General features: G+C 69.3%; 18 protein-coding genes. 10 read left to right on the plus strand and 8 right to left on the minus strand.

Annotated features, from left to right (window positions below; all coding sequences use genetic code 11):
* Positions 1-32: 32 nt before the first annotated feature.
* Both grpE and hrcA read right to left on the minus strand, forming a co-directional pair.
* Positions 33-653 (minus strand): nucleotide exchange factor GrpE, encoded by a 621-nt coding sequence (gene grpE, locus AC1DZ6_RS12935; protein ID WP_477097580.1) that lies wholly within the window; start codon positions 651-653, stop codon positions 33-35.
* Between the two features lie 7 nt (positions 654-660).
* Complete coding sequence (gene hrcA / locus AC1DZ6_RS12940) at positions 661-1,734, minus strand: heat-inducible transcriptional repressor HrcA (RefSeq protein WP_477097581.1); 1,074 nt, start codon at positions 1,732-1,734, stop codon at positions 661-663.
* A gap of 123 nt (positions 1,735-1,857) precedes the next feature.
* On the opposite strand from hrcA, the gene rph reads away from it, so the two are divergent.
* A complete protein-coding gene (gene rph, locus AC1DZ6_RS12945; protein WP_477097582.1) occupies positions 1,858-2,580 on the plus strand; it encodes a ribonuclease PH in 723 nt (240 codons plus the stop codon).
* A 102-nt stretch (positions 2,581-2,682) separates the two neighbouring features.
* On the opposite strand, the gene AC1DZ6_RS12950 is transcribed toward rph, so the two are convergent.
* The 3 genes from AC1DZ6_RS12950 to AC1DZ6_RS12960 all read right to left on the minus strand — a co-directional run bounded on the left by AC1DZ6_RS12950 (position 2,683) and on the right by AC1DZ6_RS12960 (position 4,399).
* On the minus strand, positions 2,683-2,913 hold the full coding sequence (locus AC1DZ6_RS12950) for a helix-turn-helix domain-containing protein (RefSeq protein WP_035077971.1): 231 nt from the start codon (positions 2,911-2,913) through the stop codon (positions 2,683-2,685).
* Between the two features lie 22 nt (positions 2,914-2,935).
* Positions 2,936-3,469: a DUF2975 domain-containing protein gene (locus AC1DZ6_RS12955; protein WP_477097583.1), complete on the minus strand. Its 534-nt coding sequence runs from the start codon at positions 3,467-3,469 to the stop codon at positions 2,936-2,938.
* Positions 3,470-3,808: 339 nt separating this feature from the next.
* On the minus strand, positions 3,809-4,399 hold the full coding sequence (locus AC1DZ6_RS12960; protein WP_477097584.1) for a glutathione S-transferase N-terminal domain-containing protein: 591 nt from the start codon (positions 4,397-4,399) through the stop codon (positions 3,809-3,811).
* A gap of 27 nt (positions 4,400-4,426) precedes the next feature.
* Here AC1DZ6_RS12960 and rdgB point away from each other — a divergent pair, with 27 nt between their 5' ends.
* The 5 genes from rdgB (at position 4,427) to AC1DZ6_RS12985 (ending at position 8,343) form a co-directional block, all read left to right on the plus strand.
* Entirely contained in the window at positions 4,427-5,032 is a 606-nt protein-coding gene (gene rdgB / locus AC1DZ6_RS12965) for an RdgB/HAM1 family non-canonical purine NTP pyrophosphatase (protein WP_477097585.1), read from the plus strand.
* A 13-nt stretch (positions 5,033-5,045) separates the two neighbouring features.
* Positions 5,046-6,188, plus strand: a complete 1,143-nt coding sequence (gene hemW, locus AC1DZ6_RS12970; RefSeq protein WP_477097596.1) for a radical SAM family heme chaperone HemW — start codon at positions 5,046-5,048, stop codon at positions 6,186-6,188.
* A gap of 81 nt (positions 6,189-6,269) precedes the next feature.
* Positions 6,270-7,139: a 16S rRNA (cytidine(1402)-2'-O)-methyltransferase gene (gene rsmI, locus AC1DZ6_RS12975; RefSeq protein ID WP_477097586.1), complete on the plus strand. Its 870-nt coding sequence runs from the start codon at positions 6,270-6,272 to the stop codon at positions 7,137-7,139.
* Positions 7,136-7,531, plus strand: coding sequence for a YraN family protein (locus AC1DZ6_RS12980; protein ID WP_477097587.1), 396 nt, complete (start codon positions 7,136-7,138; stop codon positions 7,529-7,531). The genes rsmI and AC1DZ6_RS12980 overlap by 4 nt, the downstream gene beginning before the upstream one ends.
* On the plus strand, positions 7,528-8,343 hold the full coding sequence (locus AC1DZ6_RS12985; protein ID WP_477097588.1) for a SirB1 family protein: 816 nt from the start codon (positions 7,528-7,530) through the stop codon (positions 8,341-8,343). Before AC1DZ6_RS12980 ends, AC1DZ6_RS12985 begins: the two co-directional genes overlap by 4 nt.
* Before the next feature lie 43 nt (positions 8,344-8,386).
* Here the strand turns inward: AC1DZ6_RS12985 and AC1DZ6_RS12990 are convergent, their stop codons facing one another.
* Together AC1DZ6_RS12990 and AC1DZ6_RS12995 are read right to left on the minus strand one after the other, a co-directional pair.
* Positions 8,387-9,394, minus strand: a complete 1,008-nt coding sequence (locus AC1DZ6_RS12990; RefSeq protein ID WP_477097589.1) for a zinc-dependent alcohol dehydrogenase family protein — start codon at positions 9,392-9,394, stop codon at positions 8,387-8,389.
* Between the two features lie 139 nt (positions 9,395-9,533).
* Entirely contained in the window at positions 9,534-9,995 is a 462-nt protein-coding gene (locus AC1DZ6_RS12995) for a MarR family winged helix-turn-helix transcriptional regulator (RefSeq protein WP_477097590.1), read from the minus strand.
* Positions 9,996-10,162: 167 nt separating this feature from the next.
* Between AC1DZ6_RS12995 and AC1DZ6_RS13000 the strand changes: the two genes are divergently transcribed.
* Positions 10,163-10,738: a DUF308 domain-containing protein gene (locus AC1DZ6_RS13000; protein WP_477097591.1), complete on the plus strand. Its 576-nt coding sequence runs from the start codon at positions 10,163-10,165 to the stop codon at positions 10,736-10,738.
* Positions 10,739-10,747: 9 nt separating this feature from the next.
* Here AC1DZ6_RS13000 and AC1DZ6_RS13005 read toward each other — a convergent pair whose 3' ends face one another.
* On the minus strand, positions 10,748-11,356 hold the full coding sequence (locus tag AC1DZ6_RS13005; RefSeq protein WP_477097592.1) for an NAD(P)-dependent oxidoreductase: 609 nt from the start codon (positions 11,354-11,356) through the stop codon (positions 10,748-10,750).
* Positions 11,357-11,407: 51 nt separating this feature from the next.
* Between AC1DZ6_RS13005 and AC1DZ6_RS13010 the strand changes: the two genes are divergently transcribed.
* The 3 genes from AC1DZ6_RS13010 to AC1DZ6_RS13020 all read left to right on the plus strand — a co-directional run.
* Complete coding sequence (locus AC1DZ6_RS13010) at positions 11,408-11,860, plus strand: winged helix-turn-helix transcriptional regulator (RefSeq protein WP_477097593.1); 453 nt, start codon at positions 11,408-11,410, stop codon at positions 11,858-11,860.
* A 117-nt stretch (positions 11,861-11,977) separates the two neighbouring features.
* The gene (gshB, locus tag AC1DZ6_RS13015) at positions 11,978-12,925 is read left to right on the plus strand and encodes a glutathione synthase (RefSeq protein ID WP_477097594.1); all 948 of its coding nucleotides are present in this window, start codon (positions 11,978-11,980) and stop codon (positions 12,923-12,925) included.
* Positions 12,926-13,054: 129 nt separating this feature from the next.
* On the plus strand, positions 13,055-13,469 hold a 415-nt coding region (locus AC1DZ6_RS13020), incomplete at its 3' end, for a magnesium chelatase domain-containing protein (RefSeq protein WP_477097595.1).

Here is a 13,469-nt window from a genome sequence, read left to right on the forward strand (position 1 = left end):
GGCCCGGGATGACGGTTCATAGGGTGAAGAAATCAAGCCTTCGTGTCGAAGGCTCCGCCGGTATCCGCGCCGTTGCTGGCGTACGGGTTGGCGGCTCCGGCCGGTTCAGCCGCCGCGCCCGGCGCCGTCGAGCCCTTGGCGGCCACGGCGACCATGGCTGGGCGGACCAGGCGGCCCATCAGCTCGTAGCCGGCCTGCAGCACCTGGATGACGCCGCCGGCCGCGACCTCGTCCGAGGGCTGTTCCATCACCGCCTGATGCAGGTGGGGATCGAACTTCTCGCCCTTGCTCGGGTCGATCTTCTTCAGGCCGTTGCGTTCGAAGGCGCCCAGGAGCTCCTTCTCGGTCATCTCGACGCCGATGATGTAGTTGGTCACCGCCGGGTCCTGCGAGTCGCGCGGGCTCAGGGCCGTGGCGCGCGACAGGTTGTCGGCCACGCCCAGCAGGTCGCGGGCGAACTTCTGGATCGCATAGGCGCGCGCGTCGTTGCTCTCGCGTTCGGCCCGCCGCTTGGTGTTCTCGGCGTCGGCGAGGTAGCGCAGCGCCTGATCCTTCAGGGCGGCCACTTCCAGTTTCAGCGCCTCGATTTCCTGAGACGCGTCGTCGGCTTCGAAGGCCACGTCGTCCTCGGCCGGCGTTTGGTCGTCGGTCATACAGTCCTCATCCGTCCATCATCCGGCCGAGCACGCGGGCGGTATAGTCCACCAGCGGGATCACCCGGGCATAGTTTAAGCGGGTGGGGCCGATCACGCCGATCGCTCCCAGCACCTTCTGTCGGCCCGTCATATAGGGCGCCGCGATCAGGGAGGAACCCGAAAGCGAAAAGAGTCGCGTTTCGGCCCCGATGAAAATGCGCACGCCCTCGGCGGCCCGCACGTCGTCCAGCAGGCCGATCAGCTGACCCTTCTGCTCCAGATCGTCGAACAATCGCCGCACGCGCTCCAGATCCTCGCGGGCGCTGGCGTCGCCCAGCAGGTTGGCCCGGCCGCGAACGATCAGGGCGCGGTCCGCGTCGTCGCCGCCGCTCCAGGCCGCCAGGCCGTCCTCGACCAAACGCGCCGCCGTGGTGTCCAGTTCACGCCGGGCCGCCTCCAGCTCCGCCGCCATCTCGACCTTGGCCTCGTTCAGGGTGCGGCCGCGCAGACGGGCGTTGAGGAAGTTGGAGGCCTCCTGCAGCGAGGCGGGCGTGACGCCGGCCGCGCGCTTCATCAGCCGGTTTTCCACCGTGCCGTCGTCGAACACCATGATCGCCAGGGCCTGGTCGGCGCCCAGGGACACGAACTCCACGTGCTTGACCCCGCCCTCGCGGACCGGGGCGACCACCACGCCGGCCCCGCCGGCCAGGCCCGACAGTATGGCGCTGGCCTCGCCCATCGCGTCCTCGAACGAGCGGCCGTGGGCGAACAGGCGCGACTCGATGGTCCGCCGCTCCTCCTCGCCGATGTCGCCCACCTCCAGCAGGCCGTCGACGAACATCCGCAGGCCCGCATGGGTCGGGATGCGCCCGGCGCTGGTGTGGGGGGCGTCCAGCAAACCGAGCTGGGCCAGGTCCTGCATCACATTGCGGATCGAGGCCGCTGACAGCGACACGTCGCGCGACAGGGTCCGCGAGCCGACCGGTTCGCCGGTCTCCAGATAGGACTCGACCACCCGCCGGAAGATGTCGCGGGCGCGGGCGTCCAGGTCCGTGAGGCTGGGAGTCTGAGCGGAAAACCCCGAAAAGAGCTGTGTCATGAAGCCTTCGAATGCGCCGCGACGGCGACTTCGGGTTCGACGGGATTGCCAACGGGATTGGACGAGCCCGTCTTAACTAGGATAAGCGGCCCCATCCTATCACGCAAAGCCCTGGAGTTTCCCATGCGTCCGTCCGAACGCGCCGCCGACCAAACGCGCGAAGTCACGCTGGAAACCGGCGTCAACCGCTACGCGGAAGGCTCGTGCCTGGTCAGCTTCGGCCACACCAAGGTGCTGGTCACCGCCACGGTCGAGGAAAGCGTCCCCGGCTGGATGCGCAACAAGGGCGCCGGCTGGGTCACGGCCGAGTACGGCATGTTGCCCCGCGCCACCCACACCCGGGGCCGCCGCGAGGCCGCCCAGGGCAAGCAGAGCGGCCGCACCCAGGAAATCCAGCGCCTGATCGGCCGCTCCTTGCGCGCCGTGGTCGACATGAAGGCCCTGGGCGAGCGCCAGATCAGCCTAGACTGCGACGTCATCCAGGCCGACGGCGGCACGCGCACCGCCGCCATCACCGGCGCCTGGGTCGCGCTGCGCCTCGCGGTCAACTATCTGATCGAGGAAGGCGTGCTGAAGACCGACCCGATCGTGGGCCAGGTGGCCGCCGTCTCGTGCGGCGTCTTCAAGGACACCCCGGTGCTCGACCTCGACTACGAGGAAGACAGCCAGGCCGAGGCCGACAGCAATTTCGTGCTCACCGGCGCCGGCGACATCGTCGAGATCCAGGCCACCGGCGAAAAGCGCGGCTTCACCCGCGGCGAGTTCGAGCAGCTGTTCGCCCTGGCGGAAAAGGGCATCGGCGAGCTGTTCGTGAAGCAGCGGGAAGCGGTTTCGGCGGCCAAGTAGGGCGCTTAGCTTTCAAGCTAGGCCACGAAAAATATTAACCGTCATTCCGGGCCTTGTGCCCGGAATGACGGCTGAAAAGTGGGTGCTAGAAAAGAAGAGGTTCTAGTCCTCTTCGTGAACCTCGCCCGGCCCGGGCTCATAGGTCATCAGGTCCCCCGGCTGGCACTCCAGCTCGCGGCACAGGGCGTCCAGGGTGGTGAAGCGCACGGCGCGGGCCTTGCCGGTCTTCAGGATCGACAGGTTGGCGATGGTCACGCCGACCCGGTCCGACAGCTCGGTCAGCGACATTCGCCGCTCCAGCAGGATGCGATCCAGTTGCACGCGGATGGCCATGATCTTTCTTGTCTCCGCGTCGTCAGATTGTCAGTTCGGCTTCTCGTCGAAGGCGGGCGCCCTCGCGGAAGACCTCGGCCAGAACGAACACCACCAGGACCGGGAACCAGGCGCTCAGGCTGAACGAGCCGTCGACGATCTTGGTGTCCGGCGCCAGCCACTTGGCCAGGGCGGCGAAGATGTAGTGGCCGATCTCCAGAGCGGCCAAAACCAGACCCACCACCCGCAGGCGGCGGACATTGTCGGGATGGAACGGGTCGCCGGCGGTCAGGGTGGAGAACACCCGCCTCAGGCGCTCGACGATCACCATCCAGCCGCCGGACAGCAGCGCCCAGGCGCCCAGAGCGCCCGCGAACAGCGGTCCCTTGTTGATCAGCTCGTCGACCGAGCTGCCGATATGCAGTTTCGAGGTGATCAGTTCGGGGTTGAAGCTGAGCAGCAGCACCGCGACCGTGAAGATCGCCAGCAGGCTGACCCAGACCCACAGACCCACATAGATCACGTCGAGAATGATCTTCAGGAAACTCGATACCGAGCCAGGCCCCAAGGCGCGCATCCGCTCATCCCCTCACGCAGAAACGCCGACCATGCCCCGGCGGATCGGGGCGGGTCAAAGGCGGGCTGGATTCCGGTTCAGAACGTCTTGATCGCGAAGGTCACGGCGGCCAGCGGCAGACCGGCGATCAACGTCAGCGTGGCCAGGCGGGTGGCGACGGCGTCGAGGATGCGGAACAGTCTGGGGGCGGACATGGCGGGCCTTCGGGGTCGGATTCGGGACCGCGCCGGTGTGGCGTTGCTCCCATGGGGCGAACATAGGGACCGATTCCACCCCCGCCAATGTCGCTTATCGATAAACGATATTAAACCTCTGTAATGATCGCGCTCACCGAACGGATTATGCGAGGTGTGGCGCCGTGGCCACCATCGCCGTCCGGCGGCTGGCGGTTTCGTACCAGGCCGCGAGGTTCGGGCGGCCTTCGCGCCAGTCCATGACCTGGCGGACGTCCAGGTAGCCCAGCTGGACGGCGACCGCGATCTCGCCGATCTCGAAGCGGTCGGCGGGCGGGGGCTCGCGTTCCAGCAGGTCGAGGGCGGCGACCAGCACGGCGGCCTGGCGGTCGAACAGGTCCTGGCGGTGCGGGCCTTCGCGCAGGCGTTCGCGAACGACGGCCACGGCCGCGTCGCTCATGCCGTCGGCCATGGCCTGGACGGTCAGGGCGGTCCAGCGCGCCGGGCCGGGCGGCGGCGTCAGGGACCGGCCGGCCAGGTGCTCCAGATAGTCGCAGATCACCGGCGAATCGAAGATCGGCGGCGCGTCGGGCGTCAGCAGCACGGGGATCTTCGACAGGGGATTGATCGCCCGCACGCTCTCGTCGGTGTAAGGGCTGGCGATCACCAGCTCCAACCGGTCGGCCAGGCCCAGCTCGAACGCGACCACGCGAACCTTGCGAGCGAAGGGCGACATGGGGGAGTAGAGAAGCTGCATGATCTTGTCCCGGAAAGGAGCCGCGCGATGACGTTGAAGCTGGAAGCTGGTCTTAAGCTGGTCGCGGCGACGCACAACCCCGGCAAGGCCAAGGAATTGGCGGCGCTGCTCGACGGTCGCTTCGAGGTGCTGGCGGCCGGGGCCCTGGGCCTGCCCGAGCCGGACGAGACCGAGACGACCTTCGTCGGCAACGCCCTGCTCAAGGCCCGCCACGCGGCCGACCTGTCGGGCCAGATCGCCCTGGCCGACGATTCGGGCCTGTCGGTCGCCGCCCTGGACGGCGCGCCCGGCATCTATTCGGCGCGCTGGGCCGGGCCTGGCAAGGACTTCGCCGTGGCCATGGACAAGGTCGCCGAGCGGATCGAGGAGACCGGCTCGGAGGATCTCTCCGCCTGGTTCACCTGCGCCCTGGCCGTGGCCTGGCCGAACGGCGGCCCGGCGGTGGTGGTGCAGGGCGAGGTCCACGGGACCCTGACCTTCCCGCCGCGCGGCGACCAGGGCTTCGGCTACGATCCGATCTTCATTCCGAACGGCTTCACCCAGACCTTCGGCGAGATGGAGCCGGCCGCCAAGGACGCCATGAGCCACCGGGCCGTGGCCTTCGAGAAGCTGAAGGCGGCGCTGTTTGAGTGACGTCCAACCCGCGTTGGGAGCGCCCCTCGGCGTCTACGTCCACTGGCCCTACTGCGCCAGGATCTGCCCCTATTGCGACTTCAACGTTGTGCGCGACCGGGGGCGGACCGACGAGCAGGCGGCTCTCGCCGACGCGATCGTCGCCGATCTCATTGCCCAGCGGGAACTGACCGGACCGCGAACCCTGCTGTCGATCTTTTTCGGCGGCGGCACGCCTTCGCTGATGGATCCCGCCCAGGTCGCGCGGGTGATCGAGACCATCAAGGGCTTGTGGACCCCGGCCGACGACCTGGAGATCAGCCTCGAGGCCAATCCGACCGACGCCGAGACCGACCGCTTCGAAGCCCTGGCGGCGGCGGGGGTGGCGCGGCTGTCGCTGGGCGTCCAGGCCCTGAACGACGAGGCCCTGGCGCTGCTGGGCCGCAACCATGACGCCGGCTCGGCCCGGCGGGCGATCGCCGTGGCCGCCAAGGCCTTCCCGCGCCTGTCGGCCGACCTGATCTACGCCGTGCCGGGCCAGACGGTGGAGGCGTGGACGCGGGAGCTGAGCGAATTGCTGGCCTACGGTCCCGAACACGTCTCGCCCTACCAGTTGACCATCGAGGCGGGCACCGCCTTCGACCGCGCCGTCGGCCGGGGCAAGCTGGTCGTGCCCGACGAGGACCTGGCCGCCGCCCTGTTCGAGACCACCCAGAGCGTGCTGGAGGCCGCCGGCTTCGACGCCTACGAGGTGTCCAACCACGCCCGGGGCCAGGCCGCCCGCTCGCGCCACAACCTCGTCTACTGGCGCGGCCACGACTATGTCGGCGTCGGTCCCGGGGCCCACGGCCGCCTCACCTTGGCTGAAGGCAAGCTGGCCACCACGGCCCGGCGCGCGATCGCCGACTACATCCGCGCGGTGGCCGAAACCGGCATCGGTTTCGAGCGCGAGATCCTCACCGCCCTTGAGGCGGCCGAGGAGCGCCTGCTGCTGGGCCTGCGCATCGACGACGGCGTGACCTTCGCCGAGATCGCCGCCCTGGGCTTGTCGCCGGACACGCCCAAGGTGAAAGATCTGGTCGAGGCGGATCTTCTCGTGAACGATAGGATCCGGCTTCGCGCCACCCGAACGGGGCGTCTTGTATTGGACCGGCTGACAGGAACGCTCGCGACCTGATAACCCTGTCGGCGATAGTCTGCGTAACCGCGTCGCCGGCGCCCGAGTTCGCGTCGGCCCCAGTTGTCGGAAAGTTCGCCCTTGAGCCGCCAGCTTGCCCCGCCCGCCCTGTCCGACGCGCCGCTGGCGGCGGGGCTGTATCTGGTGGCGACGCCGATCGGGAACCTGCGCGACATCACCCTGCGGGCCCTGGACGTGCTGGCCGGCTGCGACGTGCTGCTGGCCGAGGACACCCGGGTGTCGGGCAAGCTGCTGGCCGCCTATTCCATCTCCAAGCGTCTGCAGCGCTATGACGAACACGTCGCCGACCGCGAGACGCCGCGCATCCTGGAGCGTCTGGAGGCGGGCGAACGGATCGCCCTGGTCTCCGACGCCGGCACGCCGATGGTCTCCGACCCCGGCCTGCGCCTGGCCCAGGCGGCGATCGCGGCTGGCCACCAAGTGTTCCCGATCCCCGGCGCCTCGGCGGCCCTGGCGGCCCTGACCCTGGCCGGCCTGCCCACCGACCGCTTCCTGTTCGCCGGATTCCCGCCGACCAAGACCGCCGCGCGCAAGACGTTCTTCGAGAACCTGGCCAATGTGCGCGCCACCCTGATCTTCTACGAAGGCGCTTCGCGAGTGGCCGACAGCCTGGCCGACATGGCCGCCGTCTTCGGACCGCGCCCCGGCGCCGTGGCCCGCGAACTGACCAAGCTCTACGAGACCTGCATCCGCGGGCCGCTCGACGTGCTGGCCGCCGATCCCCGGTTCGAGGCCCCCAAGGGCGAGATCGTCATCCTGGTCGGCCCGGGCGAGGACGAGATCGCCACCGCCGCCGACGCCGAGACCGCCCTGCGCGAAGCCATGACCCGCCTGCCGCTGGGCGAGGCCGCCTCGGAGGTCTCCAAGGCCCTGGGCCTGTCGCGCAAGGACCTCTATCGCCAGGCCCTGGCCATGAAGGAGGCGGGATGACTCCGGCGCGTTCCGCCCGTCCGGATCGCCAGGCGCGCGGGGCCGCCGCGCGGCTGTCGGGCCGCCGCGCCGAGGTGGTCGCGGCCCTGTGGCTGATGGCCAAGGGCTATCGGATTCTCGGCTTTCGCCTGGCCACGCCGCTGGGCGAGATCGACCTGCTGGCGCAACGCGGCGGCGTGCTGGCCGTTGTCGAGGTCAAGAGCAGGACCAGTCTGGAGGCCGCGCTGGAAGCGGTGACCTATGAACAGCGGGCCCGTCTGCGCCGCGCCGGCGCCCACATCGCCGCGCACCGCGCCGGCCTGCGCGACGCAGTGGTGCGGCTGGACCTGATCGCCCTGGCGCCGGGCCGTCGTCCGCGTCATGTGCCCAACGCCTGGGTGGACGGCCAATGACGCGGGAAGAGGCCGAAGCCCTGCTGACCGAGGCCKGCGAGCGTTCGGACAAGGCCTTTCCGCTGTTCGAGGCGGCTCTGGCCTGCGCCGTGCACGACGATCCGGACCGCGACCTGGCCCCGGTGCTCGACATGGCCAAGGCCTCGATCGACCGCCTGACCGAGCGGCTGAAAGGCGAGTCGCCCGAAGAAGCCCTGGCCGAGACCATGGCCGGCGACCTGCGGCTGTCGGGCGACCTGATCACCTACGACCACCCCGACAACGCCGACGTCATCGCCGTGGCCGAGCGGCGCAAGGGCCTGCCGGTGACCCTGGGCGTGTTCTACCTGCACGCCGGCCGGGCCTGCGGCCTGGATCTGTACGGCGTCGACTTCCCGGGCCACTTCCTGCTGCGCATCGAGACCGAGGAAGGCCCCTTGGCGCTGGACCCGTTCAGCGAAGGGCGGGTGGTGCTGCCGTCCGAACTGTCGCGCCGGGCCCTGCGCACCGGCCTGATGCCCGACGTCGCCGCCAAGCTGGACGTGCTGATGAGCCCGATCTCGGACCGGGCGGTGCTGATCCGTTTGCAGAACAACATCTTCGCTCGCGCCCAACAGGCTCGCGACTGGGCCCGGGCCGAGCGCTCGGCCGTGCGCCGGGCCCTGCTGGACCCCACCGACCACCATCCCTGGCTGGACGTCGCCGCCGCCCGCGAAGGCCAGGGCGCCCTGGCCGGCGCCCTGCAGGCCCTGTCGCGCGCCCAGATCCTGGACGGCGGCGCCGCGATCGCGGCGCGAGCCGCACGCGAGCGGATGCGGCTGAGGCTGAACTAGCGCCGGCTGGGACATGCCCTTGCGGCGTGTCMCCGGATGAGCGTCAGATATCGACGACGATCTTGCCGAAATGGCTGCCCGAGGCCTGGTGGTGGAAGGCGTCGGCCAGCGCCTCCAGCGGGAAGCGCCTGTCCAGGACGGGCCGGTAGCCGGCCACGTCGATGGCGCGGATCATGTCGAGCTGGTGGCGTCGGCTGCCGACCGTCAGGCCGATCACCTTCAGCTGCTTGCCCATGATCGCCACGGTCGGCACCGGCCCCGCGACGCCGGCCAGGACCCCGATCAGGGCGATATGGCCGCCATTGCGCGCCGCGACGATCGACTGCGGCAAGGTGCCGGCCCCGCCGATCTCCAGGATGTGGTCCACGCCGCGGCCGCCGGTCAGCTTGCGGGCGGCCTTGCCCCATTCGGCTTCGGACTTGTAGTTGATCAGGTGGTCGGCCCCCAGCGCCTTCAGCCGTTCCAGCTTCTCGTCCGACGAGGAGGTGGCGATGACCGTGCAGCCGAAGGCCTTGGCGATCTGCAGGCCGTAGATCGACACCCCGCCGGTGCCCTGCACCAGAACCGTCTCGCCACCCTTCAACGCGCCGTCCCCGACCAGGCCCCGCCAGGCCGTCACGCCCGCGCAGGTGATGGTCGCGGCCTCGGTGGCGTCCCAGCCCTTGGGCGCCCGGGTGAAGGCGGTGGCCGGCGCGACCACCAACTCCCGGGCATAGCCGTCGGCGCCGTCGCCGGGCACGCCCGTGAAGCCGTCGTCCGGCGCGTCGCCGTCCAGCCAGCGTGGAAAGAAGGTCGAGACCGCCAGGTCGCCGACCGCGAAGTCCTTCACGCCCTCGCCGACCGCCAGCACCTCGCCGGCGCCGTCCGACATCGGGATGCGCCCGTCGACCGTCGGAATGCCGCCGATCGCCACCAGATAGTCGTGATAGTTCAGCGAGCTGGCGCGCAGGCGGACCAGGATCTCGCCCGGTCCCGGGGCGCCGGGGTCTGGCAGGTCGACATGGCGAAAGTTGTCGAGACCGGCGGGCGCCGCGATCTGGATGGCTTTCATGGGCTTGGCCTCCCTTCGAGCGGTTCTGTCCGCCGGAAAACGTTCTTGAAAGGAGCGTGGGCGCATCCGCCCGGCCCTTCAAGCGGGCCGCGACGTCAACCTGTGTCGGGGACGCGCCGCAAGGGCATGTCCCCGGCCTTTAGGGCTCCGGCCGCTCCGCCACGAACCGCGCGACCGAGTCGCGGAAGGCCTGCACGTCCTTGTTCAGCTGGATCAGCTTTTCGACACTCRTTCCGGCCGACGTGAACAGCGTCTGGCCCAGGCAGGCGCTGCGGGCCTGCATGTCGCGACCGTGGTCGGTGAGGCTGACGACGACCTGGCGCTCGTCGGCGGGATTACGCTCGCGCGACAGAAGGCCGGCGGCCTCCATGCGCTTGACCAGCGGCGTGACGTTGCTGGAGTCCAGGCCCAGCCGTTCGGCGATCGCGCCGACGCTTTGGCCGTCGACCTCCCAGAGCGCGCTCAGCACCAGATATTGCGGATAGGTGATCTCCAGCGCGTCCAGCAGCGGCTTGTAGGCGCGATTGATCGCCAGGCTCGCCCCGTACAGGGAAAAGCAGAGCTGGTCGTCGAGCGTGAGGGTGCGGGCGGCGTCTGGCACGGAAGGCTCCTGCGAACGGGTTCCCCTTAGCGTGAAAATATATGTCGTGACAAATAATGACTCGACAGGGATCGACCCTATCGGTAGATCAATCATATGCCGCGACATTAAATGTCGTGACACTATTCTGCTCGCGACCTTTCCGCCCCCTTCTGATGGAGGCCTCCATGGCCAACGACACCACCTCCTCGCGCGCCGGCGCCGATGCGCTCGTGCGCTACTACCTTCTGCGGGCCGTCGTGGCCGTCGCCTGGGTCGCGGCCGCCTTCACGATCGGTGCGTCCAATCCGCTGGTCGGGGGCGCGCTGCTGGTGCTGTATCCGGCCTGGGACGCCTTCGCCAACGCGCGGGACGCGCGGGCCAACGGCGGTTTCCGCGCCAATGTCCCGCAAGCCTTCAACACCGTCGTCAGCGCTCTGGTCGCCCTGGGAGTGCTCGCCGCCCTGCAAATCGACATGCGCCTGGTGCTGGTGCTGTTCGGGGCCTGGGCGGCGCTGGCGGGACTGCTGCAACTGGCCGCCGGCGTGCGCCGGTGGCGGACCTACGGCGCCCAGTGGGCGATGGTGCTGAGCGGCGCCCAGTCGGCCCTGGCGGGCGGGTTCTTCATCAAGAGCGCCGCCGCGCCCGTCGCGGGGTCCGTCATCACGATCATCGCGCCCTACGCCGCATTCGGGGCCTTCTACTTTCTGGTCTCGGCCGTCGCCCTGGCGGTGAAGGCCCGGCGTGCGGCCGGGCCTGCCTGAGGCCAGGACTCAGTACGCCGCCGTGAAGCGGGCGCGRCCGTGGCGATGCTGCTCCAACTCGTCGACCATGGCGATGGCGTAGTCGGCGAAGCTGATCTTGCTGTCGCCGGCCGCGTCGACCACCAACTGGTCGCCGCCGAGACGGAACTGACCCGTGCGGGGACCCTCGAAGATGAAGGCGGCGGGCGAGAAGAAGGTCCAGTCGATTGCGGTCTCGCCGCGCAACGCTTCCAGGAAGGCGATGCCGCCCTGGGCGAACACCTTCCACGCCTCCGGGAAGTCCGGCGTGTCGATCAGGCGCAGGCCGGGGGCGGCCTCCAGGCTGGCCGCGCCGCCGGTGACCAGCAGCCGCCCGACACCCGCCTGGCGCAGCGCCGACAGCAGGACCTCCGCCGACACATCGAAGTGCAGGGCGCTGATCACCGCGTCGCTGCCCCGGATCAGTTCGGCCAGGGCGGCCGGATCGGCCGCGTCGCCCGCCACGGCGCTCACGCCCGGCGCGGCGGCGATGGCTTCGGGCTTGCGGGCGACGGCCAGCACCTGATGACCGCGCACGGCCAGTTCCTTGGTGATTTCCGAGCCGGCGCGACCGCTGGCGCCGAGGACTGCGACCTTCATGAGAGTCTCCATGGTTTCCATAAGTGACCAAGTGCGTTAGAGAGACTCGCCATGCAAGACGGCACCTTCCCCTCCCTAGGTCACCTCCGGGGAACCGGCCCCGAGGACGGCCTCGAGGCCGGCGTCGCCGCCATTAACGCGCGGGGCGATGTGTTCGCCGCCGACTGCCCCACCCGCAAGTTGCTGGACCGCGTCGGCGACAAGTGGAGCGTCCTGATCCTGCTGCTGCTGGGCGATGTCGACATGCGCTTCAGCGAGCTCAAGCGTCGTATCCGCGGCGTGTCGCAGAAGATGCTGACCCAGACCCTGCGCTCGCTGGAGCGTGACGGCCTGGTCACGCGGCGGGTCGAGGCCACGGTTCCGGTGACGGTGACCTATGGCGTCACCCCCCTGGCGCGCGAGCTGTTGGCGGCTTTGCGCCTGATGATCGACTGGGCCGAGACCCGCATGCTCGAGGTCGCCGCCGCCCAAGGCCGTTACGACGGCCGCGACGCCGTGAACTGACCTCCTCTTCGTTTCACGGGTGAGAAGCGGCCTCTCGCAATCGCGCCATTCGAACCTAACTAGACAAGCGTCGCCCAGGGCCGTCTAGGTCTGCGCGAACAAAGCCCCGGAGTCCCCATGTCGCTGAGAGTCGCCGTCCAGATGGATCCCGTCCAGGGGATCAACATCGAGAACGACACCACCTTCCTGATGATGTGGGAGGCTCAGGCGCGCGGCCACAAGCTGTGGTTCTACACGCCCGACAAGCTGTCGATGGAGGACGGCCGGGTGTTCGCCCGCGCCCAGCCGCTGGTGCTGACCAAGACGCAAGGGGCCCACGCCCAGCTGGGCGACACCGTCGTTCTGGACATGAAGGACGACGTCGACGTGGTGCTGATGCGCCAGGATCCGCCGTTCGACATGGCCTACATCACCGCCACGCACTTCCTGGAGAAGGTCCACCCCCACACCCTGGTCGTGAACAACCCGGCCRAGGTGCGCAACGCGCCCGAAAAGCTGTTCGTCACCGACTTCCCGGGCGTCCAGCCGCCGACCCTGATCACCAGCGACCACGAGGCGATCTACGACTTCCGCGCCCGGCACGGCGACATCGTGCTCAAGCCCCTCTACGGCGGCGGCGGTTCTGGCGTGGCGCGTCTGCTGGCCGACGATCCCAATCTCGACGCCCTGCTGGAACTGCACGCCATGATCAGCCGCGAGCAGGTGATCGCCCAGAAGTTCGTCCCGGCCGTCAGCAAGGGCGACAAGCGCATCCTGCTGGTCCACGGCGAGCCCGTGGGGGCGGTCAATCGCGTGCCGGCCGCCGGCCAGGTGCGGTCCAACCTCCGGGTCGGGGGGCGAGCCGAGGCCGTCGACCTGACGACGCGTGACCTCGAGCTCTGCGCGATCATCGGCCCGGAACTGAAGAAGCGCGGCCTGCTGTTCGTCGGCATCGACGTGATCGGAGAATACCTGACCGAGATCAACGTCACCTCGCCGACCGGGGCCCAGCAGCTGAAGCGGTTCGGCGGCGCCGACGCCGCGGCGATCCTCTGGGATCGGATCGCCGAGCTAAGCTCCACCTGAGGGTGAGGAACTACCTCTAGACGACTGAATCGTCACACTTTCCTGAAACGTTCGTTTTTCGTTCTTGCTCCGCTCCAGCGGCCATGCTTGGCTTGTGGATAAATCGGTGGGCAAGGGGGCGAAAACCCAATGGCCGCAAAGGTCGTGACGGTGGCGTTCGAGGGCGTGGAGGCGCGTCGCGTCGACGTCGAGGTGCAGCTGACCGGCGGTCAGCAGGTGATGGTCATCGTCGGCCTGGGCGACAAGGCCGTTGCCGAAAGCAAGGAGCGGGTGCGCGGAGCATTCGCCGGCCTGGGCCTGGCCCTGCCGCCCAAGCGCATCGTCGCCAACCTGGCTCCCGCCGACATGCCGAAGGAAGGGTCGCACTACGACCTGCCCATCGCCCTGGCGGTGATGGCCGCGATGGGCGTTATTCCCATCGACGCGCTCGACGGCTGGGCCGCGATGGGCGAACTGTCCCTGGACGGACGGATCGCCCCGACCGCCGGCGCCCTGCCCGCCGCCATGGCGGCCGGGGCGATGGACCTGGGTTTGATCTGTCCCG

Source organism: Caulobacter sp. P1_B12_2 (assembly GCF_056406675.1).